Here is a 25481-nt window from a genome sequence, read left to right as displayed (position 1 = left end):
ATGAAGCTCAGAGGCTTTTACGTAGACTTAGAAGGTTCAAATTGAATTAATCAAAAAAAGAATTAATTTTGCAGCACGAAAAACGGGGTGTCTGTTGCCTCGCTTCTACAAAGATAGAATAACCCTTAATCAAATTCATAAATGGTCGAACTAAAAGAAGTTGAACTGAAGAAAGACAAGTCGGTCTTCGGTCAGATATCAGAGTATAACCATGAGAAAGTAGTTTTCTGCCATGACAAGGAGACTGGACTGAAAGCCATCATCGGTATCCACAACACAGTACTTGGCCCTGCCCTGGGTGGTACCCGTATGTGGTCATATGCTTCTGAAGCTGAAGCGCTTGATGATGTGCTGCGTCTTTCGAGAGGTATGACTTACAAAGCCGCTATCTCTGGCCTAAACCTGGGTGGTGGTAAAGCCGTGATCATCGGCGACGCCAAAAAAGACAAAAACGAGGCCCTGCTTCGTCGTTTCGGCCGTTTCGTTAAGAACCTGAACGGTGCCTATATCACTGCTGAAGACGTGGGGATGACCACAAAAGACATGGAGTACATCCGCATGGAGACGGAGCACGTGTCTGGTTTGCCTGAGTCAATGGGTGGTGGCGGTGACCCGTCTCCGGTAACAGCTTACGGTACATATATGGGTATGAAAGCCGCTGCCAAGAAAGCTTACGGCTCTGACTCACTGTCCGGCAAAAAGATCTCTGTACAGGGTGTTGGTCACGTAGGTGGCTACCTGGTAGAGCTGCTTGCCAAAGAAAATGCTCAGATCTTCATCACCGACATCTACGAAGACCGTCTGCGCGAAGTATCTTCTAAGTTCAACGCCCAGATCGTGGGTATGGACGAGATCTACGACCTGGACGTGGATATCTACTCGCCATGCGCCCTGGGTGGTACCATCAACGACAACACACTGGGTCGCCTGAAGTGCCAGGTAATTGCGGGCTGCGCAAACAACCAGCTGCGCGATGAGGCCGTTCACGGTCCTGCGCTGGTAGAGAAAGGCATCGTATACGCACCAGACTTCCTGATCAACGCGGGTGGTCTGATCAACGTGTACTCTGAGCTGCAGGGCTACAACCGTGAGAGCGCCTATGCACAGACAGAGCGTATCTACGGCTATACCCTGGATATCTTTGAGCTGGCTGAGAAAGAAGGCATCTACACGCAGTTGGCTGCCACTAAAATGGCTGAGAAGCGTATCAACAGCATCAGCAAAGTAAGATCTACTTTCTAAGGTTCTTCCATTGAAAAGATGATATAACAGAAGTGCTGCATTAACCTGTGGCACTTTTGTTTTACACTTACCCTGTTTTTGACGCATCGGCTTACCTTTGCGTATAAGATTACCATAGCAATAACCCGCTATACCTAGTGCTTCGGCATTAATAAGAGTGCTAATACATATCAACCAACACGTTCTTTAAAATACCATTATGCTCAACCGCAGAACACTTCGAATCAAGGCTATGCAAGCCATCTATGCCTACAAACAGGCCGAAGGTTCGGATTACCAGCTGGCACTTGACCAGATAGCAGACGATTTCGCTCCAGACCTGAACTCGATGGAAGTGCAGGACCGTAAGCTGCTTGAAGGCCGTAAACAGATTGCTCAGCTGCTCTTCAAAGAGTGGCACGAAACCGGCCAGTTCGAAACAGAAGAGACCGACAAGGAAATAATCGACGCGGTAAACAGAGCGGTCGTCTACTACCAGAACACCCTCAAAAAGGACTACAAGCATTACAGCAACCAGATGATGGGTGCTGTGGAGCGCATTTACGACCACTACCTGGGCACATTGCAAATACTGCAACTGCTGAACGAGTTGGTAGAAGATGAAGAAGAAAAGAAAGAGAAACGCTTCACGGAGGCTAAAGGTCCGGACGTAAAGCGTTTTTTGAATAATCGCGTGGCACAGCGCATCCTCAGCAACAAGTCTTATCAGGAAAACATTATCCGCCGCAACATCAGCTGGGGTTCTGACATCAGCGAAATCCGGTCGGTTTATAAAAACATCCTCAAGCAGGATGAGGTGTTCCTGAACTACCTGGCACTACCAGAACCTACCCTCGAAGAGGACCTGGAGGTGGTGAAACATATTTTCAAAAACATTATTTTTAAAGAAAAAAACTTACAATCTTTGTTTGAGGAGCAGGATTTGAACTGGGTGGAGAACAAATCCATCGTGAAAAGCCTGGTCAACAAGACTGTTAAGATGTTTGGCGAAGAGACCGAAGAGGAGCCCGTGCTGCTGGACCTTTCGGCTAACTGGGAAGACGACAAAGCCTTCTTTGAGGAGCTCTATCACCAGACACTGCAGGAAGACGAAAAGTACGAGGCCATGATTGCCGCAAGCGTGAAGAACTGGGATGTGGAGCGTGTGGCCCTGCTTGATAAGATCATCCTGAAAATGGCGCTTTGCGAAATGCACATCTTCCGAAGCATACCCGTTAAAGTGACCATCAACGAATACATTGAAATTTCAAAGCTGTACAGCACGCCTAAGAGCAAGCAGTTTGTGAACGGTGTACTGGACAAGATGGCGCAGGAGCTGACCACGAAAGGAGACATTCGTAAGTCAGGCCGTGGTTTGATCGACAACAAATAAGGTATAGTCCGTCTTTAAACCCTGATATACCGTAATAGGGGGAAACGACATGCCTAATATATAAGTATAGAGATAATCCTATGAGTAAAACGAGCAATATACTGTTTTTCGTTTCGGGAGCCGCTGTGGGAGCTGCAGCAGGCATCCTGTTTGCCCCTGAAAAAGGGAGAGAGACACGCAGCTGGCTGAGCTACCGCCTTGAAAAGTATCGCGACACCCTTTCAGACCTGCTGGAAGAATTGGTGGAAGACCGTAACCTGGTGCCTACAACCGCTAAGTCAGAAGGACAGCGTGTGATACAGGATGCCAAGGACAAAGCCGAAAAGCTACTAGGCGATGTCGATTCACTTATCAACGAGATTAACAGCAGGAAAGAAATATAAACATGAGAGAGATTACACTGATTCCCGGCGACGGGATTGGACCAGAGATCACAGAAGCCGTTAAAGCCGTTTTTGACGCTGCAAACGTGCCTGTAACCTGGGAAGAAGAAAATGCAGGACAGACAACTTTCGATTCGATCGGTGAACTGATTCCTTCTACACTGATAGCTTCATTAAAGAAGAACAAAGTGGCCCTGAAAGGCCCTATCACTACGCCGGTAGGCAAAGGTTTCAAAAGCATCAATGTGCAGCTGCGCCAGATGTTTGACCTGTACTCAAACGTACGACCTGCCAAGACTACGCCCGGCGTAAATACCCGCTTCGAGAACGTAAACCTGGTGCTGTTCCGTGAGAACACCGAAGGTCTGTACTCTGGCCTGGAGATGTTCGATGAGCGCCTGCAGATTTCTGATTCAGTAGCTCGCCTTACCCGTGTAGGTTGCCGCAAGATCATTCGTGCCGCTTTCGAGTATGCTAACAAGCACAATTGTAAGAAAGTAACGGCAGTGCACAAAGCAAACATTCTGAAGAGCGCAGGAGCTCTGTTCCTGAGCGAAGCCAGTGAGATTGCAAAAGAGTACCCGCACATCCAGTACGACGACAAGATCATCGACAACATGTGTATGCAGCTGGTGATCAAGCCAGAGCAGTTCGATGTGATCGTGACCACAAACCTGTTCGGTGACATCCTGTCGGACCTGTGCGCGGGTCTGGTAGGTGGTCTGGGCGTGGTATCCGGTGCCAACATCGGCAACGATATGGCTATCTTCGAAGCGGTGCACGGTTCTGCTCCTGATATTGCGGGTCAGGGCAAGGCAAATCCAACTGCCCTGTTGCGTTCTGCCATCATGATGCTGCACCACATTGACCTGAAAGACGAGGCAAACCGCATTGAGACGGCCCTCGACGCTACGCTTGCTAACCGCGAGCAGTGCACAGGCGACTTAGGTGGCAATGCCAGCACCATGGAATTTGCACAGCACATCATTTCGAAACTATAATCAACTCAAAAGCTGTTTAACTGATATGAAAAAGAACTTCTTATTAGCCCTAGCACTTGGCGCTGCCATGACAGTGACCAGCTGCGATCAGAACAACACAACAGAAGCAGAGGCAACAGCCGCTGAGACAACTGCCACAGCCGAACAGCCACAGCAGATCGACAACCCGAACGTGGTGCCGACCAGCCAAACGACTAGCACTGAAAATGCAGCTGTGATGACGTTTGAGGAGTCTGAGTACGACTTCGGAACGATCAAGCAGGGCGAGGTGGTAGAGCACACCTTTACATTCACTAACACCGGCAAAACGCCGTTGGTGATCGAGAGCGCTTCTGCTTCTTGTGGTTGTACAGCTCCTGACTGGACCAAGGCTCCGGTAGCTCCAGGCGAAAAAGGCGAAGTGAAAGTGCGCTTTGACAGTAACAACAAGGCTGGCCAGCAGGCGCCTACTGTTACGATCCGTGCCAACACAGAGCCTAACATTGTTCGCATTGCGATGAAAGGCAATGTGGCTACATCAAGCATTCCGACTGCAGGCGCTGACGGCCCTGTAAGACTCAACTAATAATCACCTCTTAAACAGAGCGTACAACCTTTTTATGCAAACGATATTCCTCCAAGCCGCACCAGATGGTGGCATGCTGCCACAACTCCTGATGTTCGGCGCTATTATCCTTGTTTTCTATTTTTTCATGATCCGTCCGCAGCAGAAGAAAGCGAAGGACCAGAAAAAATTTCGTGAAGAGCTGACCAAAGGTATGCAGGTCGTGACAATAGGCGGATTGCATGGTCGTTTAACAGCAGTAAACGATGACACCGTAGAGATAGAAGTAGACAAAGGCGTACGCCTGGTGTTTGAAAAATCTGCTATCTCACTGGAAGCTACTGCAAAAGTGAAATAAGGATAAGAAACCTTGTCGTTTGAGAAAGCCCGAAATATCATTTTATGGTTTGTAAGGCCATTTAAGCCCCAAACAGAGCACTACTGGCGAATTGTAGTGCTCTGTTTTGTGGCGGCCTCTACTTTCTGGCTGCTCAATGCCCTCAACAAGAGCTACTCTACCCAAACCACCTATCCGGTACGTTTTGTGTACAATGATCAGCGCCTGGTGCCGATCAATCCACTGCCTGAAGAGGTAGCGGTTAATGTCACCGGCCGGGGATGGAAACTCCTCCGCAAAGCACTTCGGGTAGAGGTACAGCCTGCCGAGATCTACATCCGTAACCTGCCCCGCAACAATTATCTGCTCGGTTCAGCCCTGCGTCCCGCTCTGGTGAATGCCATGGATGGCTTGCAGCTTAACTTTGTTGTAACCGATACCCTTTTCTTTAACTTCAACGAGAAGGTGACGCGTCGTATCGCACTGCAGCTCGATCCTACTCAGAGAGTAACAGGCGAACGCCACGCCATGCTGCGTCCTGTTCGCATTGATCCAGACACCATTACCTTCAGAGGGCCATCCTCCATGGTCGACAGTTTGCCGAGCCCTTTCGTGTTGCGACTGCCGATCACCAATCTGACTGAGTCGGCCAAGATCGTGGTGCCCATCGAGTATGATAATAAGTCGCTGGTAAAATCAGATATAACAGAAGCCACGGTGTCGGTCAGGATAAGGCCCCTGCAGCAGCGGGAACTCCAGGTAACGCCGGAAATGGTGAATGTGCCTTTGAATACTGAGGTAACCTTAAGACCGCAAGTGGTGTTGATTCGCTACCTCGCCCTCGAAGACTCAGGAGCTGTTATCAATTCAGAGGCATTCAAAGCCATTGTAGACTTCTCAAGGTATAACCGCCAGGACTCTACAGTGGTGCCTGAACTGGTACAGAAGCCCGCCGGAGCACGCAATATCACGCTCTGGCCTGAGCGTATCAAAGCTGTTTTACAGAAATAATGTTATGCTCAGGATAGGTGTAACCGGGGGCATAGGAGTTGGCAAAACAATAGTGTGCCGCCTGTTTCAGGTGTTAGGTATACCAGTGTATGACGCTGACACCCGCGCCAAATGGGTGATGCAATATGATACAGCGCTAAAACTTGAATTGCAAGAGGCTTTCGGACAGGAAACTTATACCGCAGAGGGCCAATTAAACCGTGCTTATCTGGCGTCGGTGGTGTTCAATAACCAGGAGCGACTGGAGAAACTAAATGCCTTGGTGCATCCACATGTAGGCACCGACTTTGAACGCTGGGCTGCGGCGAATGCTAGTGCACCTTATCTGATCAAGGAGGCCGCGCTGATGTTCGAATCGGAGTCGTGGCGGCAGATGGATGAAATTATAGTTGTGACCGCTCCGCTGGAGGTGCGCCTCGAGCGCCTGCTCAAGCGTGACCCGCACCGCACAGAAGCTGATATAAAAGCAATCATCAGTAAACAGCTAAGCGAAGAAGAGAAGATTGCCCGGGCACAGCACATTGTCTACAACGATGATCAGCAGCTGATCATCCCGCAGGTGATCACCCTGCACCAGCAGTTTTTAGATAAGGTATAGGCAATAGTTGAAGCAGTATAGGTATAGGCCAGCCGGTAACAGGTATGGCCTTTTTTGTTTTAGCGACTCTGCGCCGGGTGTTTGACATACCAATACAACAGGATGGGCGTTAAGGTATAGAGGATGGTTGGATGAGCAGTAGGTATGGCCTTGAAAATCAGGCTAAACAGAAAAGTATGGACATAAAAAAAGGACAACTTTTATGTTGTCCTTTTGTGGGGCGTACTGGATTCGAACCAGTGACCCCCTGCTTGTAAGGCAGGTGCTCTGAACCAGCTGAGCTAACACCCCGTTTTTTCGTTTCGTTGACCTGTTGTCCCCGTTTGATGATGCAAATATGGGGCGTTTTTTTGGAACTGCAAAACATTTGGAAAAAAAATCTTAAAATTTTTTTTCGTGCCCTCGGGCCTATTGTGCACGTGTGAATACTGCAGTACCTTTAGCTTTTGTAAGATGCTTAAAATCTGAACTTTCTCTTGGGACGAAATCGTGTTGTGAAAAAAGTGCTATTTTATATCGCCCTGGCAGCAGTGGCGATTACAGGCATTTCGGCGGGGTTGGTGTATGCGTATCAGGATAAAATAATCGGCCTATTTGTAGCCGAAGCTAACAAGCACATCACGACAAAAGTAGAAGTCGGTAAGATTTCGCTCTCCCTCTTCGATAAATTTCCGCAGGTGGCTGTGGCGCTTGACCAGGTAAACGTGCATGAAGGTATAGCAGAGAGTGACTCTTCGCTGGCTCGGGCCGAGAAACTGTATTTCACCTTCAGTGTGTTTGATGTCATCCGGGGTAAATATGATGTGAAACAGCTATACCTGGAAAACGGCTCTATTCATGTGCGCGTGCTGAAAAACGGGCAGGCTAACTACCATATCATTGCAACTGATTCCAGCGACTCCTCCGGTGATTTCGCCTTCAATCTGGAAAAGATCAACCTGAGCCAGGTCGCTGTTCGCTATACCGACCTGCAGTTAAATCACTACATCGAAGCCGATGCAGCGCAATTGGTTGCCGCTATGGCCATCACAAATGAAGAGATAGCGCTGGAAACGAAAGGTAATGCCACGATAAGCACGATCCGGATAGGAGAGAGCGAGTACTTCAAAGAGAAGTCCGTTGAATTGCACACTGCCCTTACTATAAACCGCACGGCGCATACCATTGCCTTAAAGCCCTCGGTTGTGCAGGTGGAAGGCGCCGCCTACGAGGTTGGCGGACAGATTGCCTATGGCGGCACAACAGAGCTGGATTTGCAGCTGCAGGGTAAGGACACTAATATTCAGTCGCTGCTTTCGCTGCTGCCCCAGCAGATCACGCGTGAATTTAGCCAGTACCGCAGCGAAGGCGATGTCTTCTTCAAAGGCACTGTGCAGGGCAAAGTATCAGCCAAGCATAACCCGGAGGTGGCCTTTGAGTTCGGCGCCCGCAACGCATCCTTCTTTCACCCTGATACAAAGCAGAAAATTGAAGGCCTGCACCTGGACGGATACTTTACAAACGGCAGTGGAAAGAGCGCTGCAACATCACTACTGGAGTTGAAGAACCTGAGAGGTGTGCTGAACAAGCGCCCCTTTGAAGGAAGCCTGACTTACCGCAACTTTGATAACCCCTACCTGGCCTTTAGCGCCAAAGGCATGCTGGATGTGGGCTACGTGGTAAGCCTGCTGCAGCTCGATGAGGTACGCAGTGGAAGTGGTCTGGCAGATGTACGCATTGCCTTTGCAGGGAACCTAAAGGAGTTTAAGGCCAAACCAGGAAACAGCACCCTGAACACAAGCGGTGACATTACGCTGCACAACGTGATGCTGAACCTCAAGGAAATGCCGATGCCACTGAAGAGCCTGAATGGCAACTTCATTTTCCAGAAGAATGATGTGGCGGTGTCGGACTTCAAAGGGCAATTAGGAGACTCAGATTTTGTGTTGAACGGTATGTTTCGTAACGTCATGGCCTGGTTGCTGCTTGACAGGCAGCGCCTGCTTGTGGAGGCGGATTTCAGTAGCCAGTACCTGAATTTCGACCAGCTGCTTAGCGAAGAACTGAATACCCCGGCCGATGCCAGGCAAACCAGTAGTGGCGCCTATAAGTTTAACATTTCACCGGATATCGCCTTTGATCTGAGTGCCACCATCCGGCAGGCGAAGTTCAGGCGCTTCAGAGGAGAGCACATTAAAGGAGAGGTAAAGCTACGCAACCAGATCGTCTCAACACCTAACATCTCGTTCAATGCCATTGGAGGTAACTTTGCCGTGCGCGGCAACCTGGATGCCCGCAACCGTGACAACATCAAGGTGAGTACAGCCACCAAGCTAAGCAACATGAGCGTCGACAGCCTGTTCTATGTTTTCGAGAACTTTGGGCAGAGCTTTGTTTCCGACAAGCACCTGCGGGGCAGGCTGACAGCCAATATTGTGTCAGATGTGTACTTCGATAGCCACCTCAATGCCAAAACTGACCTGATGCAGGCCGAGATAGCCGCGACAGTGCGCGACGGGCAGCTGATCAACTTTGCTCCGATGCAGAAAATGTCCGCCTTCGTAAAGCGGTCAGAGTTGGCGAATATGAAGTTTGCGGAGCTAAGCAACAATTTCTGGATACAGCAGCGCACCATCTTCATTCCCGAGATGGACATTCGCTCCAATCTCTCTGCTATGCCTTCGGTGTCCATCTCGGGCACCCATACTTTTGACCAGGACATGGACTACCGCATTAAGTTACCGCTATCCAAAGGGAGCCGCCCTGACCGTGACAGTGTGTATGGGGTGGTAGCAGAGGATCCGGATGCAGGCAACAGCTCACTTTTCCTGACCCTGCGCGGTAAGGAGAGCGACTTTAAGCTAGCTTATGACAACGAGCGGGTGCGTGAGAAAATCAAAACAGACCTGAAGCAAGAAGGACAAGAGCTAAAGGACCTGCTACGTGGCAAAAAGCCAGTAAAGCAGGAGAAAAAAGTGGAGTTGCAGGAAGGAGAGTATTTCGACTTTGACTAAGGCTACAGTGTAGCGGCTATACTCGGAAAGTGTTCGTGCGGATGGGGTTATCTCAAACAGGTATAGGTGGAGTGTTATTGCAGGTGTAAGTATAGTATTGCAAAAATTATATTTTACTTACATCCCTTGTTAATGATCGTTTACCTTGTTAAAGCGGGTGTTTGTTAAAAAAATACTGTTGATTGTATAACCTGGCTGGCATTCGGTCGTTAGATAAAACAAAATTACAATAATGATTTGCGTTGATTTTTGGGAATAGATGTAAAAGTTACTGTAAGCTTCCTTGGTAAGATCCAATAATGGTGAAAGAAGGGCTGCAGTTTGAAAATATAAGGGTGAAAAAAAAGCCGGAGTTTCTCCGGCTTTTTTATTTATAGCTGTGCAAGTACTCCTACTTATTGCAGATCAGAGGGAGGAAAATGAGCCGTCTCAGGTGCCTGCGGAGCATCCCGCTTATTTTCCTTGTATACATGCAGTGTCTGCGTAGGGAAGGCAAAGTCGGCACCGTGCTTCTCTACTACTTCCACGATCTTATAGGCAACTTCTTCTTTGATATTGATGAACTCATTCCAATCCAGAGCTTCCACAAAGTAGAGCACCATTACGTCTTTAGAACTTGCTCCAAGGTTCTGAAAGCGGATGCGGCCGTCCAGGTTTGTCTGTGGGTGGCTGTCGATGTATTCCTGCAACTCGCTGGTGATGGCCTTGATCTGAGCTGATGTCGTGTCGTAGGTCAGGTTCACGTCAAACTGTACTCTCCGGAAGGTGCGCAGGCTCAGGTTATTGAGCGGTTTATCGATCATGCTCTTGTTGGGCACAGTCACGAAAGTCTTCTCCAGGGTGCGTATACGGGTGCTTCGGAACCCGATTTTTTCAATCACACCTGTTACGCCGCCTACTTCCACCAAATCGCCTACTACAAAAGGGTGGTCCAGGAAGATCGTAAAAGAGGCGAGCAGGTTTTCCAGACTTTCTTTGGCGGCAAAGGCGATGGCCAGGCCACCTACACCCAAACTGGCTACAATGGCCGCTACGTTCACTCCGAAAACTGAACCCAGCACCACCAGAAAGGCAAATATGTAGATAATGACTTTGGTAAAGTCCTTAAAGAACGGCAGAAGCTGATCGTCGAGCTTGGAAGCGGTGCGGCTGGCTCTGCGCTGGAATACAAGCCCAAAGAAGTCTATGAAGCGGGTAATAACCCAGGTAATGGCCGCAATGATGAAGATCTGGTAAATGCGAAACAAGGATATCTGCAGCATAGGGCTACCGATGTACGCTATTCCAGATGGAAATTTCAGCACATTAACAGCCAGAAAAAGAAAAACCAGAAACACCACCATCTCCAGCGGTTGTATCAGGAAGCGTTTCAGACTAGCCTGGCCTTCCTCGTCTGCAAAGCGCTTCACCACCCTGAAGATGATGCCGGTGATCAACCTGGACAGCAGGGTCTTAAAAATATATCCGATCAGCAGGATCGTGGCGAACGAAAGATAAGCCGCTACTGTGTTGCCTAAAAACTCATAGGAAAGATATGTCCTTATATCATCCATACGCATCATATTATAGCAGTTGGCTAAGCGCTATTTCAAAGGAAGTCTTGGCGATCTCTGTTTTTGCCTGATTCTTGGTGTGGGTGCTCTCCAGTGCCTCCCGGATGACGCGGGAGATGTCATGGAAAATGGCATCATCGGTAATTTCCACTTCATTCTCCATCAGGTAAGCAAACACACGGGCCATACCGCAGTTAGCGATAAAGTCAGGTATAACGGATATGTTTCGATCGGCGAACTCACCGGTAGGGCCAAAGAAAATCTCCGGATCCTGGAATGGCACGTTGGCCCCGCAGGAGATGACCTCAAGACCGCTGGCGATCATTTGCTCAAGCTGTCCGCGGGTAACGAGGCGCGATGCAGCGGCAGGTATAAAGATCTCGGCAGGAATTGACCAGATGCGGTTGTTCATCTCCTCAAACGGGATCAGATTCTCGGTGTAGAGTGCATTGCCCTGCCGGCCCAGGAACAGCTCCCTGATCTCTTCGAAAGTGAAGCCTTCTTCTTTGATCAGGCCGCCCGCACGATCGATAATGCCAACAATTTTAACGCCCTTGCCTGCCAGATAGAAGGCAGCAGCGGCGCCTACATTGCCCCAGCCTTGTATGATGGCCCGCTTACCCTCAAACGAACCACCCCAGATGGTATAGTAATGGCAAACAGCCTCGGCCACGCCATACCCTGTAATCATATCAGCCACAGTATACTTGCGGGCAGTAGCCGGAGTGTAAGCCGGGTCTTCGATTACTTTGATCACTCCTTGACGGAGTTGACCTATTTTGTTGATCTTTTGGGGCTCGGTTGCATTGAAGTGTCCATTCACAACACCTTCCTGCGGGTGCCACAAACCGTAGTCTTCTGTAATTGGAATCACCTCGTGTATCTCGTCCACATTAAGGTCGCCACCTGTTCCGTAGTAGCTCTTCAGGAGCGGAATAACGGCCTTGTACCAGCGCTCCAGCACACCACGCTTGCGCGGGTCGGCCGGATCGAAGTTGATGCCCGACTTGGCTCCGCCGATAGCAGGGCCGGATACGGTGAACTTCACCTCCATGGTTTTAGCTAATGACTCTACCTCACGCTTGTCCAGGCCTTTGCGCATGCGGGTGCCACCACCGGCCGCACCACCGCGCAGCGAGTTGATCACCACCCAGCCTTCGGCCTCCGTTTCGGCGTCTTTCCACTCAAATACTATCTCAGGGCGTTTATTCTCAAATTTTTCGAGAAGCTCTTTCATGGGTTTGTTTGTAGTTAAGGGTTTACAGACCGCAAAGGTACAAAAATACATCAGAGCGTACAGACCCGCGAAATCCTAAGGCTCTCCAGAGGTGAGGATTGTACTGTGCTGGGAATGCGCGTTACGACACTGGATTTTTGGTGAAAGGAAGTCAGGTTGGACAATTCGCGGAGGGAGTCAATCGGGGGAGGGCCATATAGCAATCTATTAACATTAAGTATTTTATATATCCAATTTTAATTTTTATACGTACATCTACTCAATTCAGCATTCAGGATGTGTCTGACAAGGAGTGTGTTGTGTTATGGGAGCCTTCAGAAGAAAATTTTAAAAATCCTTTGAAGCTACATCAGCCAAATGTCGCTGTTGCCGTATATATCTTAATATGAATTGTATTGTTTAAATGTATGTAGAAACTGTTAGGTATAATTATTAATTATGAAAAGTTTGTTGTCTAGAATTGAATCTAAAAAAATAGATAAGGCGGCCGCCATGCTCAAAGTACTGGCGCACCCGAAAAGACTGGCGATAGTGGACTTGCTCGGCAAGGAAGATAAAATGACTGTTACGGAAATTTATAAGTATCTGGACCTGCCACAAGCTATTGCTTCCCAGCATTTGATTACGCTGAAGGATAAAGGTGTGCTCTCTTCTTTTAAGGTAGGCACCAAGATTTACTACTCCCTTGCCATACCAAAGCTAATTGACGTGATCGATTGCCTGGAAGAATGTTGCATTGATATTTAGTGATCCGCCCCGGTGCTTTGGCACCGAATATTGCACCAATAGAAAAGCCAAAGGTCTCCGTTCCCTTCATTTAAAGAAGCTGGCGGGGACCTTTGGCTTTTCTATTGGCTAAATAAAATAGGCGGTTTACAAAGTTCTGCGGTGAAGCAAATGCCTGTGTTTGGGTCTTATAATAGAATTTTGTCGCCTGATTCTTTTTGCTTTTTAGTTTTCACCCTTTTCGTGGTAGGGGCAGTTGCAGGCTTGTCTTTTTTCATGGCCTTCTCAACTTCACGCTTCAGTATCTCGTGGCCCTCGTGGGTAGTGGCAGCAGAAAGAGCCACAGCATCGGTGCGACGCACGACACGGGATGAGGTAGCAACTACATGTGGTTTTGATGTTGCAATCCATTTGGCATCTGCGTCTGCATAAGCGTCAGCAGGCTTATCAGCTACCATTCTATAATCTGACTTTTGTATAGGAGCTATACCGTCATTGGCAATATCACGCTCCGTCAGCATAAACGAATGGCTTGTGCAAGAGCTGAGTAGCAGAACAACAGTAATAAAGGATAGGAGAGTCGAGATGTTTTTCATTTTTACTGCACTAAGGGTAATAAGATAGATTTTGTTTGCTGCTGTTCTCTTAGCTTGGATTGGTTTCTTCGGTTAAAGTAAATATCTTATTTGAATATTTATATGTTCAAAGATATGTATAAATAATTATATAGCGCAAGTGTAGACACAAAAAAAGCTGACTTTTTCGAGTCAGCTTTCTACTAATGATTTTTAACAATGCTAATGCGAGTCCGCAGGTTGCTTTTCCAGGTCAAATAAGTCGTTGAGCAAGTCGATCAGTGTTTCAGCTTCACCACGCTTACAGGCAGCCTTGAGTTGCAGTACAGGCAGTTTAATTACTTTCTGCATCATCGATTTGGTAATGCTGTCAACCAGCTTCGCTTCCTTCGGGCCGAGCTTTTTCATGTAACGGGCCATTTCCTCCTGGCGAATTGTCTCGAGCGCATTCTTCAGCTTGTTAATGGTAGGCGATACCATCATCTCTTTCGACCAGTCATTAAACTGCTCTTTTGACTCCTCTATAATAGCGCGTACCTGCGGCACAGAGTTGATGCGCTGCTGGAGCGCTGCTGATGCTTTGTTCTGTATAGTATCGATATTGTAAACCAACACACCTGGCACAGCTTCTACTTCGGCCTCAACGCTACGCGGTACTGATAAGTCTATGAAGAACTTGAACGTGAGCACGTTCAGGCGCTGGATCATTTCTTTGGTGAAGAAAGGCGTTTCGCGGGCTACAGAAGAGATAATCACATCCGCTTCTTTTAAGCCTTGCACGATATCTTCGAATGGGAGCACAGCCATGCCGCACTCGTCAGCTAAAGTCTGTGCCTTAGCCATCGTACGGTTTGTAATGGTCACATGCTGGTAACCTTTGTCTTTAAGATGACGACACACATCAGCGCCGATCTCGCCCACACCTACTACCAGTATCTTCGGCTCAGCCACCACATCGGCAGTCAGCTCCTCGATCAGCTCAATGGCTGCATACGAAGTAGAGGCGGCGCCGTCGCGGAAGGCGGTTTCTTGTACCACACGCTTGTTGGTGAAGAAGATGGTGTGCATCAGGCGGTGCAGAAACGGACCGGCAGTCTCGTTATCGGCGGCCCACTGATACGACTGCTTCACCTGGTTGGTGATCTGCATATCGCCAACCACCTGCGACTCCAGGCCCATACTCACCTCAAATAAATGCTGCACAGCATCGTTGTGCTCGTTGAGGATGGTAAAATAGTCGAGATATTGGGTGATGTTGTCGATGCCTTTGGTGATGCCGAGCAGCTTCACAATCTCGGTACTATAGTCCAGGTCGGAGTTATAGTATACTTCGGTGCGGTTGCAGGTAGAGAGCACCAGAATGTCAGAAGCCTGAATAAAGCTCTTCAGCGTCTGAATAAATTGCCTGCATGAGTTCTCATCTAAGGCAATCAGCTCCCTGATATCCAGCGGCGCTTTCTTATATGACAGGCTGATTGCTTTAAAGTTCTGAAGCATAACTTACGTTCGGAATACTAAAGTGCAAAATTACTGTATTGATGATTAAAATGAAACTTCCTTGCCCTTATTAATTAATTTATACTAATTTCAGATAATTTTCGCGCCACCGCATGATTCCCATTTACGCCCAGAAAAACAGAATAAAGTTTCTTGTCGTCATTGTCGCGCTCATTATTGGGGCGGTTACCATTACGTACACTAACGTATTAGTGAGCAAACTGTCTGAAAGAGAGCAAGAATTGGTGCAGCTCTACGCCAAAGGCCTGCGCTACATGATCAATGCTCCCAGCGATGACAACATCGTGTTTATTGAAGAAGAGATCCTGTCCTCTAACCATACCATACCTGTTATTCTTACTGACGAGCACGAAAATATTCTCGATTTTAAGAACATCGATCTGCCCGAAAACATTTCAGAGAACCGCAAAAATGAGCTGTTGCAGCGTGAAATTGCCCGTATGAAGGCGCAGCACGCTCCGATCATAGTGCCTTGGGCAGAGGGTTCTGAGAATTATGTCTTCTACAAAGACTCGGCCCTGCTATCGCAGTTGCGCTACTACCCCTATGTGCAGTTGATGGTTATCGCCTGTTTTGCCCTCATGGCTTATTTTGCTTTCAGTTACTCCCGTAAGGCGGAGCAGAACAGGGTATGGGTGGGCCTGGCCAAAGAAACTGCTCACCAGTTGGGTACACCGCTCTCGTCACTGATGGCCTGGTACGAGTACATGAAGGCCAGCCCGAAGTTCGAAAATGAGCCGATCACAGCCGAGCTTTGGAAGGATATTCGTCGCCTGGAGATTATAACGGAGCGTTTCTCGAATATCGGTTCGGTGCCGCTGTTGCGTGACGAGAACGTCCTGCAGGTGACTGAGAATGCCATCAATTACCTGCAGAACCGTATCTCAAGCAAGGTGGACTTCAGCGTTACCTCTAATTTTGCACCTGATATCACGGCTAAGGTCAATGTGCCGCTCTTTGATTGGGTGATTGAAAATATCTGCAAAAATGCTGTGGATGCGATGGAAGGCCGCGGCAGCATCAGGCTACAGCTCTCGCTCCTGGGCAAGAGCCAGGTTGCACTCGACATAAGTGATACAGGCAAGGGTATACCTAAAAGCAAGATGGACTCCGTTTTCCTGCCTGGCTTTACCACCAAGAAGAGGGGTTGGGGACTAGGACTGGCACTGGCCAAGCGCATCATTGATAACTACCACGCAGGCAGACTCTATGTCAAGTCTTCTGAAATCGGCAAAGGCACCACCTTCCGGATTGTGCTGAACAGGTGATTGGAGTTTGGGAGTTGATGAGTCTAAGAGTTGGGATTTTAAAAAAATGAAATGTAGCTACGTTTCGCTAAAACGTCATTGGTAGGTATAGCCGTAGGGGCGGGTCGCAATCTGTCTACTTCATTTGCGGGTATAGCCCATTAGAGAATAACATCATCAATCAAGGAAATGCTTTTTCGTGAAGCAATGATAACGGTAGTCAGGTATAGCAATAGGTATAAGTCTGAATGGGACGCTTTCATCAAAGCTTCCAAAAATGGCACGTTCCTGTTTATGCGCGATTACATGGAGTATCATGCCAATCGCTTTGAAGATCATTCGCTCCTATTCTATTATAAAGATAAACTGGTGGCGGTGCTGCCGGCTAATGCCACAAACAATGAGCTGCATTCTCATGCCGGCTTAAGTTATGGGGGTGTGGTAAGTGGCCATAAGATGAAGACCTCACTGATATTACAGGTATTCGATGCCCTGATTAGGTATAGCCGGGAGCAGCGGTTCGAGTCACTTTATTATAAAGTCACCCCACACATTTACCACCAAGTGCCGGCCGAGGAAGATCTATATGCCCTGTTTAGGTATGGCGCTGTTCTATACCGCCGGGATGTAAACTCTGTGATTGACTTAGGGCAGCCTGTCAGGTATAGCAAAGACCGGCGTTGGCGCCTGTCGCAGTGCAAAAGCCATGAATGGGAGGTGAAGCGCTCAGGAGATTATGCGGATTTTATGCAGTTGGTAACTAGGCAGCTTGAAAGCAGGCATAAGTTGCAACCCGTGCATAGTGTATATGAAGTAAATAAGCTGGCACAACTATTCCCTGATAATATTAGCCTTTATACAATTTCACAGGAGGGAAAGCTGCTGACAGGCGCCTTGGTGTACGAAACCGCTACCGTAGCACATTGCCAGTATATCGGCGCTAGTGACAGGGCTCAGGAAGAAGGTGCAGCTTACGTACTTATTGACCACTTGATAGATAAGGTATACCCGCACAAAAAGTATTTCAGTTTTGGCATCTCTACAGAGCAGCAGGGGCTATACCTGAACGAGGGTTTGGCGAGTTACAAAGAAAGTTACGGCGCACGCACTGTGGTGCATGACTTTTACCGACTGGATTTCTAGTTTCGGGTAAGCAGGGCACTGCCTTCAATTTACTCCAAATCCAGTTGTCGACCTTCAGCCTTGGCCTGCTCATCCAGCTTAGTGCCAACACCTATACCTATGCCCATTCCAATTGGCATGCCCAGTCCAAGGAAAGCGAAGTTTTTCAGCATCAAGGCAAACACGACACCAAAAGGAAGTCCTAGCGCTGTCATACCCAGAGCCATCCATAGCTTTTGATGATGCTTTTGAGGCACCAGTTTCAATTGCTTTTCCACAAGCTTGAGAATGGAACTACGTGTTTCCTTCAGTCTTGCCGTATACTGTGCCGCTGGAATATCTTGGCTGTTGAGCGGCTCTAGCTGTTGTGTAATGGCGGTAGCTATACCTTCAGGGATCTCTTTGCTGTTTAGCGCATCTATCAACCTTTGCATGTCATCAAGCTCCCTTGTCAGTTTCTCAGACTGCACTACATCCGCTTGTGGTTGCAATTTTGGGATCATAGGCTCTCTATTTTTTTAGACTCAAACTGGTACCTCCGCTGCTATGGGTTCATACTCGTTCTTCTTGCCAAACAGCTTGATAATACCCCACAGAATAACGGCTCCTATAATGTATACCAGGAACCAGTGTACGCCCCAGCTGGAGAGTGAGGTGCACACCAAGTTAGCCACTAATGCGACCGTAACAGCATAAGGCAGCTGGGTTTTTACGTGATCAATGTGGTTGCAGCCAGAGGCAAGTGAGCTGAGAATTGTCGTATCAGAAATAGGGGAGCAGTGGTCACCAAACACGGCACCAGCCAACACCACTGAAATCACATTGTACATGATCGGCATAGTTTCCTCTACACTCATGCCATGCTGCTGACTCACATACCAGGCGGCGGGCAGCATCAGCGGGTACAGGATGGCCATGGTGCCCCAGCTCGAGCCGGTTGAAAATGCAATGATGGCCGCCAGGAAGAAGGTGATCTCCGGTAACCAGCGCGGCGACACGTTACCCGAGAAGAGCGAAGTCAGGTACTCAGCGGTGTAAAGCTCTTTCGTAACCTGTGCCAGCGACCAGGCTAGCACGAGTATAAGCATGGCCGGCAGCATCGTCTTAAAGCCTGTCACCAGCGATTCCATAGTCTCATACAAACTCATGATGCGCTGGCTCACCGTAAGCGCTATCGCCACGACCACTCCCGAAAGTGAAGCCCAGATCAGTGCAGTATATGAGTTGGAGTCGCCTATGGTCATGGAGAGTTTGCGAAAGAAACCGATGCTCGTGTCAGCCCAGGTATCGGGGTTGTAGCCGGTATAGAGGAGGCCGATCACGGTACCGAAAATTACCACCAGCACAGGTATAAGCGCATTGAAGGCGCGGCTACGATCAGGGTCGATGGCTTCGAACTCGGCCATTTCCTGCTGCTGGCGGGCTTCGCTGCGGCTGTCGGGGCGATGATTGCTCACAGCACCGGTGGTACGGGCCCGCTCCTCAGCCTTGTGCATCAGGCCATAGTCCCGGTTCATCCATATCAGCATAAACATAAACACCAGTGTCAGCACCGGGTAGTAGGCATACTCCAGCGAGTGGAAGAACAGTGAATAAGCGCCCTCTTCTATACCTAGGGTCGTGGCGGCATCCTTAATATAGCCTAATTCAGCGCCAACCCAGGTTGTTACGAAAGCGATGGCAGCCACAGGGGCGGCGGTGCTGTCGACAATGTAGGCCAGTTTCTCGCGGGAGATGCGGTGCTTGTCAGTGACCGGACGCATGGTATTGCCGACAATCAGGGTGTTGGCGTAGTCATCGAAAAAGATGGCAATGCCCAATACCCAGGTCACCAGCTGTGAGCTCCGGGCTGAGCGTGCGTAGCGGGAGAGCTTGTTCACGACTCCTGCCATACCTCCGTTTTTGGAGATAATAGCCACCATGCCGCCGATCAGCATCGAGAACAGGATCACGGCGATGTGGTCCGTATCAGTCATGGCACTGACCAGGTAGGTATCGGCTACAGCGAGCAAGCCCGTGAAAAAAGCCTTGACGGACATGCCGTAGATCACAAAGCCACCCACCCAGATGCCAGCAAAAAGAGCTAGTAATACCTCTCTGAAGATAAGGGCCAGGATGATGGCAATGAGCGGTGGCAGAATAGAGAGCCACATCGGAAAGCGGCGTACCCCATGCTCGGCCTCGGCATCGATGCGGTAAAGGCGAGCGATGGTATGGGTGCCTACGTTGGCGCTCACCTGTATAAGGTTGGCCTTTTGGGGCAGTGAGAAGCGTGCCTCACCTTCCGTAAAGCTGACTTCCTGCAGGTTGCCATTGATGCGTACAGGCAGCGGGCCGCTATACTTGACCAGGTTGCCCGCCTCATTGGTGGTGCGCAGGGTAAAGGCCGTGTCGTTGACGGCCTGCAGTCTGAATTCTTCTATGGCTAACTCTGTGCTGTCTTCCTGCGCCATCGTCTGAAAGGAGAGAAGCATCAGCAGCGCAAGACTCAAAAGGGTCTGTAATAACCTCATGTGGTTGTAGGGTCGGTTCTTGTAAACCCTTAAGTAAGCAAATTATTGAGAGATTAGAAAATTCTGATATTGGCTAACCTCGTTGGGTCATACTAAAACAGCCCCTGCTTTAGTATGACAGAGGCTGTTAGAAAGAGGTATATTCTTATTCGGTCTCCAGATAGCTACTTCGCTCTGTTTACTATGAACACACCCATCAGAATAATGACCATGCCCACGTAATGCCACAGGTGGATTACTTCTCCGTCCAAAACACCCCACATCAGCGCCACAATTGGAATAAGGTAGGTAGAAGAGCTGGCAAAAAGCGTGGTGCTCATGTGGATTAACTTATTGAAGAGCACCAACCCTACTGCCGTACTGAAAACGGCCAGAATAGCAATGTACATAAAAGCCTCCCATGCGCCTGGTGTACTCTGTAACTTCGGCACTACATCTGTCGTGAACATGTAGGCAATGGCAAGTGGTCCAACTGTGAGCAGCGCCATACTTGACATCACCAAAGGCTTCATACCCTGCAGGCGGTGCTTAATGATGTTCACGCTGCCGCCATAGCAAATCGTAGCGATGACGATGTAGATACCATAGAAAGTATTATCCATATTGGTGTCGCCGCCCGAGAATATCAGAATCGCAGTGCCTGCTATACCTATAATAATGCCGAGCATACGCATCCAGGTGATGGCCTGCTGGAAAAAAATAGCACCAACCAGCAGGGTAAAGAGCGCCGTCAGCGAATTAAGCACACCAGCCAATCCACTGGCCAGTTGCGTCTCGGCATAGGCAAATAGAAAGGCCGGAAACAGGTTGCCCAGCAGTCCGCTTCCCAGCAGGTACTTCCAGCGGTACGGCTCTACCTGCCGGAGGTGCTTGATAGCAAACGGAGAGAGCGTCAGGAAGGCAATAGTGATCCGGATAGCGCCCAGTTCATTTGAGCTGAACACGATCAGTCCCTTTTTAATCAGGATAAAGGATGTGCCCCAAATCAGGGCCAGAATAATAAGCAGGAACCAGGCCAGCGCCGGTGTACCTGTTTTCTCCTGTGCGGGAGCGAGAGTTGTTTTGATAAGAGTAAAAGTTTAAAAGTTAGAGAGTTTAGGAGTTTGAGAGTTTTTTGTCAACCACAGCCTGTAACTCAGCCACAAATATAAAAGGAGTTGAAGTCTCAACACGTATGTCGAATCCTCAACTCCTAAATTTTATAGCAAGAGAGCTGGCTGTTAAATTCTCAAAGTTTTGAACTCTCTAACTCCCTACGCTTCTTCATACGCCATCGTCTGGGCGATCTCGTCCAGCGTGTCATAGATTTCCTGGATGTCTTCAGACTGTACCAGTTTCATGCGCAGCGGCTTGAAGTGCGGCAGGCCGCGGAAGTAGTTGGTGTAGTGGCGGCGCATCTCGAAGATGCCCAGCTTGTCACCTTTCCACTCCAGCGAGTGCGTGAAGTGCTGGCGGCAAACTTCTACACGTTCTTCCAAAGTTGGAGGTGGTAATGTTTCGCCGGTGGCCATGTAGTGTTTGATCTCGTTGAAGATCCACGGGTGACCGATGGAAGCGCGACCGATCATAATGCCGTCTACGCCATACCGGTTCTTATACTCCAGCGCCTTCTGCGGAGAGTCGATGTCGCCGTTGCCGAAGATCGGGATGTGCATGCGCGGGTTGTTCTTCACTTCTGCAATCAGGCTCCAGTCGGCTTCGCCTTTGTACATCTGCACGCGGGTACGGCCGTGTATACTCAGGGCTTTTATGCCGATATCCTGCAGTCTTTCGGCTGTCTCTACAATGTATTTTGTGTTCTCGTCCCAGCCTAGTCGTGTCTTTACGGTAACAGGCAGGTGCGTGGCTTTCACAATCTCCTCGGTCATCTTCACCATTTTGGGCACGTCGCGCAGCAGTGCGGCGCCCGCACCCTTACAGGCTACGTTCTTTACAGGGCAGCCGTAGTTGATGTCAATCAGGTCAGGACCTGCCTGCGACGACACAATGGCGGCTTCGCGCATCGAGTCGATGTCGGAGCCGAATATCTGAATACCAATCGGACGCTCGTAGTCAAAAATGTCGAGTTTTTGCACACTTTTGGCGGCATCACGTATCAAACCCTCAGAAGAGATGAACTCGGTATACATCAGGTCTGCACCGTTGGCCTTGCACACTTTTCGGAAAGGCGGATCGCTCACGTCTTCCATCGGCGCCAGCAGCAGCGGAAACTCGCCCAGTTCTATGTTCGCTATCTTTACCAAAGCAAAAGTTAAATTTTCACGTAAATTTACGTCAATTAAACCTAATCTTCTCTATGAAAGGTTTCATCTCCGAAGACCGACACCCACTTTTAGTTCTGCTATTGTTGCTGGCGTTCATGCTGGGCGGCTATTTTGTGGCCAGTTTTCTATACCTGGTGCTGGTAAATGCGGTGCTCGGAATAGAGGTGATGGACCTGACCAATTTGCTGGCTAATCCGACGGAACACCCGGAAGCAGCCGACGCGCTTTTGCTCTTTCAGGGCCTGGTGCAGTTCTGCTCTTTTGTACTGGGGCCACTCCTGATGTTGCGCCTGGCGGGTGTAAACATCGACCACTATCTGAACTGGAAAAAGCTTCCTTTGCCGACGCTGCTGCTTTTGGCGGGCTTTCTGGTTGTTTTTATCATGCCGGCCAACTCGCTGATCATCAATTGGAATGCTGAACTCTCCCTGCCTGATTTTATGAAAGGCTTCGAGGAATGGGCGCGTGCCAAAGAAGATGAGCTGGCTGAACTGACAAAACTGATTGCCAACTTCGGAACCTTCCCGCGTCTGCTGATGGGCTTGCTCGTAATCGCGGTTATACCTGCCGTCGGCGAAGAGCTGGTGTTCAGAGGCGTTCTGCAACGGCAGGTGCACCGCTGGTCCGGCAACGCACATGTGGCGGTGTGGGTAGCAGCGATTATCTTCTCGGCGATACACGTGCAGTTCTTTGGCTTTGTGCCGCGTGTGCTGCTCGGTGCTTTGTTCGGTTACCTATACCTATGGTCGGGCAACATCTGGGTGCCAATTGTGGCGCACTTCTTCAACAACGGCTTCACCGTGTTTTTGCTATACCTGCAGCAGACGGGCGCTATCGATTTTAATGTCGAGTCGACGGAGCCGATGCCGATCATGACCATTTTGATATCGGCGGTGCTGAGTGCAGCCTTAATCTATTACCTTTACAAGCAGTTTATGCTGACGCCCACTCGCCCCGAAAGTATAGCCGAGGCTGCGGATGAGCGCCGGAATCAATAATTCAAGACGAACCACCCGGCTGATGCTGCCGGTAACCTGTAACGCATGAGCACCAAGCTATCTGCCCTTAGTAATTTACAGCAGCGCCTGATTGTAGGAGTATTAGGGGCGGCCCTCTTTATCGGAGGTATAATTTTCAGCGAGTGGACCTTTTTCATCCTGTTTCTGGGGCTCACCGTGCTGGGCACATTGGAGTTTTATAAGCTGTCAGAGGTAGCTGGCATCAAGCCCAACAAGGTATATGGTACGCTGCTGGCGGCCGGAGTTTTCATTGCGGTATTTCTGATTGACAAAGAGTACATGCCAGCCGAGCTGCTATACCTGATACTGCCCGCCCTGTTCCTGATATTTGTGCTGGAACTGTACCGCAAGGAGCCGCAGCCGTTTACAAACATATCCTTTACCATACTGGGCGTGCTCTACATCGCCGTGCCGTTCTCGCTGTTGCAGCTACTCGGCTATATGCAGGGCGACTACCGCTGGCAGCCCATCCTGGGGCTGCTGCTGTTGATCTGGTCATCTGACACGGGTGCTTACATTGCAGGCAAAAACTTTGGCAAGAACAAACTCTTTGAGCGCATTTCCCCGGGCAAAACCTGGGAAGGCTGGGTTGGCGGCACTATACTGACCGTGCTGGTTGGCTGGCTGCTGTCCATGTTCTTTCTCGATTTGGAACTATACCAGTGGATAGGCGTAGCTATTATAGTATCGGTTTTTGGCGTGTTGGGCGATTTAGTGGAGTCCCTGCTCAAGCGCAGCCTGGGTGTAAAAGATTCGGGTAAGCTGTTGCCTGGCCACGGAGGCATTCTGGACCGCTTCGATAGCCTGATCCTGGCCGTTCCATTCATCGTCGCATTCCTCAAAACTTTCTAAATTATTGTTGATTAAGGTGTAGGTAAGTGTAAATAATATTTACATAACTTTACCGCCATAATTGTTAATCACTGATTAATTCAAAAGCTTAAAATGATGTTATACAAAGAGCCTGCACCGATCAAGGATAGAGAAAATCCATTTGAATCGATGATGTCGCGTTTCAACATCGCGGCAGAGATACTTGGGCTGGATGAGGAGATTTACAATGTCCTTAAGACTCCAACGCGTCAGGTAATCGTGAATGTGCCTGTCACGATGGACGACGGCAAAGTGCGTGTGTTTGAAGGTTACCGCGTAATTCACTCTACTATCCTGGGGCCATCTAAAGGTGGTATCCGCTTCGCGCCGGACGTGTTCCTGGACGAGGTGAAAGCACTGGCTGCCTGGATGACCTGGAAGTGCGCTGTTGTAGATATACCATACGGTGGTGCTAAAGGAGGTGTCATCTGCGACCCTTACTCCATGTCGGCTGGTGAGATGGAGCGTCTGACCAGAGCGTATACGCAGGCTCTGATTGATACCTTTGGCCCTGATCAGGACATACCTGCCCCAGACATGGGCACTGGTCCGCGTGAGATGGCCTGGCTGATGGACGAATACTCTAAAACAAAAGGCTCTACCGTGCATGCTGTAGTTACAGGCAAGCCGTTGGTACTGGGTGGCTCACTGGGCCGCGTAGAGGCAACTGGTCGTGGTGTAATGGTATCGGCTATGGCTGCCATGGATAAACTGGGCATGGACCCGGCCAAATCTACGGCGGTGGTGCAGGGCTTTGGCAACGTAGGTGCCTGGGCTGCCAAACTGATGGCTGAGCGCGGCGTGAAGATACTGGGTGTGAGCGACGTAAGCGGTGCCTACTGGAACGACAACGGCATCGACATCGAAGAAGCGATCGAATATAAGAACAACAACAATGGTCGTCTGGAAGGCTACAAAAACGCCGAGAAGATCAGCAACGACGAGCTGCTGATCGCCAAGGTAGACGTGCTGGTGCCAGCCGCTGTAGAGGATGTGATCACGATCAAGAACGTGGACCAGATCCAGGCGCGCCTGATTGTGGAAGGTGCTAACGGCCCCACTTCTTACAAAGCGGACAACATCATCAACGAAAAGGGCATCATGGTGGTGCCGGATATCCTGGCGAACTCCGGTGGTGTTACGGTATCTTACTTCGAGTGGGTGCAGAACCGCATGGGCTTTAAGTGGACGCTGGACCGCGTGAACACACGTGCCGAGCGCATCATGAATGAGTCTTTCGAGCGTGTGTATGCTGCCTCTCAAAAGTACAACGTGCCAATGCGTATTGCTGCCTACATCGTGGCAATCGACAAAGTAGCGATGACTTATAAGTATCGCGGCGGTTTCTAAGAG

General features: G+C 49.4%; 23 protein-coding genes and 1 tRNA gene. 15 read left to right on the top strand and 9 right to left on the bottom strand.

From position 1 onward, the window contains the following. Positions 1-141 precede the first annotated feature (141 nt). The 8 genes from AC5FXQ_RS07460 (at position 142) to coaE (ending at position 6488) form a co-directional block, all read left to right on the top strand. A complete protein-coding gene (locus AC5FXQ_RS07460; protein ID WP_493601855.1) occupies positions 142-1242 on the top strand; it encodes a Glu/Leu/Phe/Val family dehydrogenase in 1101 nt (366 codons plus the stop codon). 232 nt (positions 1243-1474) lie between these two features. Continuing rightward, positions 1475-2614, top strand: coding sequence for a transcription antitermination factor NusB (nusB, locus tag AC5FXQ_RS07455; RefSeq protein WP_493601854.1), 1140 nt, complete (start codon positions 1475-1477; stop codon positions 2612-2614). An 80-nt stretch (positions 2615-2694) separates the two neighbouring features. Continuing rightward, a complete protein-coding gene (locus AC5FXQ_RS07450; protein ID WP_007655029.1) occupies positions 2695-2997 on the top strand; it encodes a YtxH domain-containing protein in 303 nt (100 codons plus the stop codon). A gap of 2 nt (positions 2998-2999) precedes the next feature. After that, complete coding sequence (locus AC5FXQ_RS07445; RefSeq protein ID WP_493601853.1) at positions 3000-3998, top strand: isocitrate/isopropylmalate dehydrogenase family protein; 999 nt, start codon at positions 3000-3002, stop codon at positions 3996-3998. 25 nt (positions 3999-4023) lie between these two features. Next, on the top strand, positions 4024-4563 hold the full coding sequence (locus tag AC5FXQ_RS07440; RefSeq protein ID WP_493601852.1) for a DUF1573 domain-containing protein: 540 nt from the start codon (positions 4024-4026) through the stop codon (positions 4561-4563). A gap of 34 nt (positions 4564-4597) precedes the next feature. Beyond that, complete coding sequence (gene yajC / locus AC5FXQ_RS07435; protein WP_007655023.1) at positions 4598-4900, top strand: preprotein translocase subunit YajC; 303 nt, start codon at positions 4598-4600, stop codon at positions 4898-4900. 12 nt (positions 4901-4912) lie between these two features. After that, entirely contained in the window at positions 4913-5890 is a 978-nt protein-coding gene (locus AC5FXQ_RS07430; protein ID WP_493601851.1) for a YbbR-like domain-containing protein, read from the top strand. A 4-nt stretch (positions 5891-5894) separates the two neighbouring features. After that, the gene (gene coaE / locus AC5FXQ_RS07425; RefSeq protein ID WP_493601850.1) at positions 5895-6488 is read left to right on the top strand and encodes a dephospho-CoA kinase; all 594 of its coding nucleotides are present in this window, start codon (positions 5895-5897) and stop codon (positions 6486-6488) included. A gap of 216 nt (positions 6489-6704) precedes the next feature. On the opposite strand, the gene AC5FXQ_RS07420 is transcribed toward coaE, so the two are convergent. After that, positions 6705-6779 (bottom strand) — tRNA-Val (locus AC5FXQ_RS07420). A gap of 203 nt (positions 6780-6982) precedes the next feature. Here AC5FXQ_RS07420 and AC5FXQ_RS07415 point away from each other — a divergent pair. Continuing rightward, positions 6983-9481: an AsmA-like C-terminal region-containing protein gene (locus AC5FXQ_RS07415; protein ID WP_493601849.1), complete on the top strand. Its 2499-nt coding sequence runs from the start codon at positions 6983-6985 to the stop codon at positions 9479-9481. Positions 9482-9876: 395 nt separating this feature from the next. Here the strand turns inward: AC5FXQ_RS07415 and AC5FXQ_RS07410 are convergent, their stop codons facing one another. Together AC5FXQ_RS07410 and AC5FXQ_RS07405 are read right to left on the bottom strand one after the other, a co-directional pair. Continuing rightward, on the bottom strand, positions 9877-11034 hold the full coding sequence (locus AC5FXQ_RS07410) for a mechanosensitive ion channel family protein (RefSeq protein ID WP_493601848.1): 1158 nt from the start codon (positions 11032-11034) through the stop codon (positions 9877-9879). Between the two features lie 10 nt (positions 11035-11044). Beyond that, entirely contained in the window at positions 11045-12271 is a 1227-nt protein-coding gene (locus AC5FXQ_RS07405; RefSeq protein ID WP_493601847.1) for a Glu/Leu/Phe/Val dehydrogenase dimerization domain-containing protein, read from the bottom strand. Between the two features lie 438 nt (positions 12272-12709). On the opposite strand from AC5FXQ_RS07405, the gene AC5FXQ_RS07400 reads away from it, so the two are divergent. Next, a complete protein-coding gene (locus AC5FXQ_RS07400; protein ID WP_076421268.1) occupies positions 12710-13018 on the top strand; it encodes an ArsR/SmtB family transcription factor in 309 nt (102 codons plus the stop codon). Between the two features lie 167 nt (positions 13019-13185). Here the strand turns inward: AC5FXQ_RS07400 and AC5FXQ_RS07395 are convergent, their stop codons facing one another. Both AC5FXQ_RS07395 and hemA read right to left on the bottom strand, forming a co-directional pair. Continuing rightward, positions 13186-13518, bottom strand: a complete 333-nt coding sequence (locus tag AC5FXQ_RS07395; RefSeq protein ID WP_493601846.1) for a hypothetical protein — start codon at positions 13516-13518, stop codon at positions 13186-13188. A 276-nt stretch (positions 13519-13794) separates the two neighbouring features. Next, the gene (hemA, locus tag AC5FXQ_RS07390; protein ID WP_493601845.1) at positions 13795-15069 is read right to left on the bottom strand and encodes a glutamyl-tRNA reductase; all 1275 of its coding nucleotides are present in this window, start codon (positions 15067-15069) and stop codon (positions 13795-13797) included. Between the two features lie 113 nt (positions 15070-15182). Between hemA and AC5FXQ_RS07385 the strand changes: the two genes are divergently transcribed. Both AC5FXQ_RS07385 and AC5FXQ_RS07380 read left to right on the top strand, forming a co-directional pair. Then, positions 15183-16358 (top strand): ATP-binding protein, encoded by a 1176-nt coding sequence (locus AC5FXQ_RS07385; protein ID WP_493601844.1) that lies wholly within the window; start codon positions 15183-15185, stop codon positions 16356-16358. A 186-nt stretch (positions 16359-16544) separates the two neighbouring features. Further along, on the top strand, positions 16545-17480 hold the full coding sequence (locus tag AC5FXQ_RS07380) for a GNAT family N-acetyltransferase (protein ID WP_493601843.1): 936 nt from the start codon (positions 16545-16547) through the stop codon (positions 17478-17480). Between the two features lie 29 nt (positions 17481-17509). On the opposite strand, the gene AC5FXQ_RS07375 is transcribed toward AC5FXQ_RS07380, so the two are convergent. The 4 genes from AC5FXQ_RS07375 to dusB form a co-directional block, all read right to left on the bottom strand. Next, the gene (locus AC5FXQ_RS07375; RefSeq protein WP_493601842.1) at positions 17510-17962 is read right to left on the bottom strand and encodes a hypothetical protein; all 453 of its coding nucleotides are present in this window, start codon (positions 17960-17962) and stop codon (positions 17510-17512) included. A 21-nt stretch (positions 17963-17983) separates the two neighbouring features. Beyond that, on the bottom strand, positions 17984-19972 hold the full coding sequence (locus tag AC5FXQ_RS07370; RefSeq protein ID WP_493601841.1) for a Na+/H+ antiporter NhaC family protein: 1989 nt from the start codon (positions 19970-19972) through the stop codon (positions 17984-17986). Between the two features lie 164 nt (positions 19973-20136). Then, positions 20137-20973, bottom strand: coding sequence for a DMT family transporter (locus tag AC5FXQ_RS07365; protein ID WP_493602176.1), 837 nt, complete (start codon positions 20971-20973; stop codon positions 20137-20139). 252 nt (positions 20974-21225) lie between these two features. Continuing rightward, complete coding sequence (gene dusB, locus AC5FXQ_RS07360) at positions 21226-22215, bottom strand: tRNA dihydrouridine synthase DusB (RefSeq protein ID WP_493601840.1); 990 nt, start codon at positions 22213-22215, stop codon at positions 21226-21228. A 53-nt stretch (positions 22216-22268) separates the two neighbouring features. Here dusB and AC5FXQ_RS07355 point away from each other — a divergent pair, with 53 nt between their 5' ends. The 3 genes from AC5FXQ_RS07355 (at position 22269) to AC5FXQ_RS07345 (ending at position 25478) form a co-directional block, all read left to right on the top strand. Then, positions 22269-23234, top strand: a complete 966-nt coding sequence (locus AC5FXQ_RS07355) for a CPBP family intramembrane glutamic endopeptidase (protein ID WP_493601839.1) — start codon at positions 22269-22271, stop codon at positions 23232-23234. Between the two features lie 45 nt (positions 23235-23279). Further along, positions 23280-24107 carry a phosphatidate cytidylyltransferase gene (locus tag AC5FXQ_RS07350; RefSeq protein WP_493601838.1) on the top strand — a complete coding sequence of 276 codons (828 nt, stop codon included), beginning with the start codon at positions 23280-23282 and terminating at the stop codon, positions 24105-24107. A gap of 96 nt (positions 24108-24203) precedes the next feature. Further along, positions 24204-25478 carry a Glu/Leu/Phe/Val family dehydrogenase gene (locus AC5FXQ_RS07345; protein WP_493602175.1) on the top strand — a complete coding sequence of 425 codons (1275 nt, stop codon included), beginning with the start codon at positions 24204-24206 and terminating at the stop codon, positions 25476-25478. The last annotated feature ends 3 nt before the right edge of the window (positions 25479-25481 follow it).

It is taken from the genome of Pontibacter sp. LHS1 (assembly GCF_058932855.1).
Note: the sequence above shows the minus strand (reverse complement) of the source record. Positions and strands in the feature narration are given on the sequence as shown.

Excerpts from the sequence above, each read along its gene's own strand:
- nusB (WP_493601854.1), top strand. The coding sequence starts at position 1,475 with ATGCAAGCCATCTATGCCTACAAACAGGCCGAAGGTTCGGATTACCAG.
- AC5FXQ_RS07440 (WP_493601852.1), top strand. The coding sequence starts at position 4,024 with ATGAAAAAGAACTTCTTATTAGCCCTAGCACTTGGCGCTGCCATGACA.
- AC5FXQ_RS07345 (WP_493602175.1), top strand. The coding sequence starts at position 24,204 with ATGTTATACAAAGAGCCTGCACCGATCAAGGATAGAGAAAATCCATTT.
- AC5FXQ_RS07405 (WP_493601847.1), bottom strand. The coding sequence starts at position 12,271 with ATGAAAGAGCTTCTCGAAAAATTTGAGAATAAACGCCCTGAGATAGTA.
- AC5FXQ_RS07375 (WP_493601842.1), bottom strand. The coding sequence starts at position 17,962 with ATGATCCCAAAATTGCAACCACAAGCGGATGTAGTGCAGTCTGAGAAA.
- AC5FXQ_RS07460 (WP_493601855.1), top strand. The coding sequence starts at position 142 with ATGGTCGAACTAAAAGAAGTTGAACTGAAGAAAGACAAGTCGGTCTTC.
- AC5FXQ_RS07450 (WP_007655029.1), top strand. The coding sequence starts at position 2,695 with ATGAGTAAAACGAGCAATATACTGTTTTTCGTTTCGGGAGCCGCTGTG.
- hemA (WP_493601845.1), bottom strand. The coding sequence starts at position 15,069 with ATGCTTCAGAACTTTAAAGCAATCAGCCTGTCATATAAGAAAGCGCCG.
- AC5FXQ_RS07395 (WP_493601846.1), bottom strand. The coding sequence starts at position 13,518 with ATGCTGACGGAGCGTGATATTGCCAATGACGGTATAGCTCCTATACAA.
- AC5FXQ_RS07355 (WP_493601839.1), top strand. The coding sequence starts at position 22,269 with ATGAAAGGTTTCATCTCCGAAGACCGACACCCACTTTTAGTTCTGCTA.
- AC5FXQ_RS07400 (WP_076421268.1), top strand. The coding sequence starts at position 12,710 with ATGAAAAGTTTGTTGTCTAGAATTGAATCTAAAAAAATAGATAAGGCG.
- AC5FXQ_RS07350 (WP_493601838.1), top strand. The coding sequence starts at position 23,280 with ATGAGCACCAAGCTATCTGCCCTTAGTAATTTACAGCAGCGCCTGATT.
- AC5FXQ_RS07380 (WP_493601843.1), top strand. The coding sequence starts at position 16,545 with ATGATAACGGTAGTCAGGTATAGCAATAGGTATAAGTCTGAATGGGAC.
- coaE (WP_493601850.1), top strand. The coding sequence starts at position 5,895 with ATGCTCAGGATAGGTGTAACCGGGGGCATAGGAGTTGGCAAAACAATA.
- AC5FXQ_RS07370 (WP_493601841.1), bottom strand. The coding sequence starts at position 19,972 with ATGAGGTTATTACAGACCCTTTTGAGTCTTGCGCTGCTGATGCTTCTC.
- AC5FXQ_RS07445 (WP_493601853.1), top strand. The coding sequence starts at position 3,000 with ATGAGAGAGATTACACTGATTCCCGGCGACGGGATTGGACCAGAGATC.
- AC5FXQ_RS07385 (WP_493601844.1), top strand. The coding sequence starts at position 15,183 with ATGATTCCCATTTACGCCCAGAAAAACAGAATAAAGTTTCTTGTCGTC.
- AC5FXQ_RS07410 (WP_493601848.1), bottom strand. The coding sequence starts at position 11,034 with ATGGATGATATAAGGACATATCTTTCCTATGAGTTTTTAGGCAACACA.
- yajC (WP_007655023.1), top strand. The coding sequence starts at position 4,598 with ATGCAAACGATATTCCTCCAAGCCGCACCAGATGGTGGCATGCTGCCA.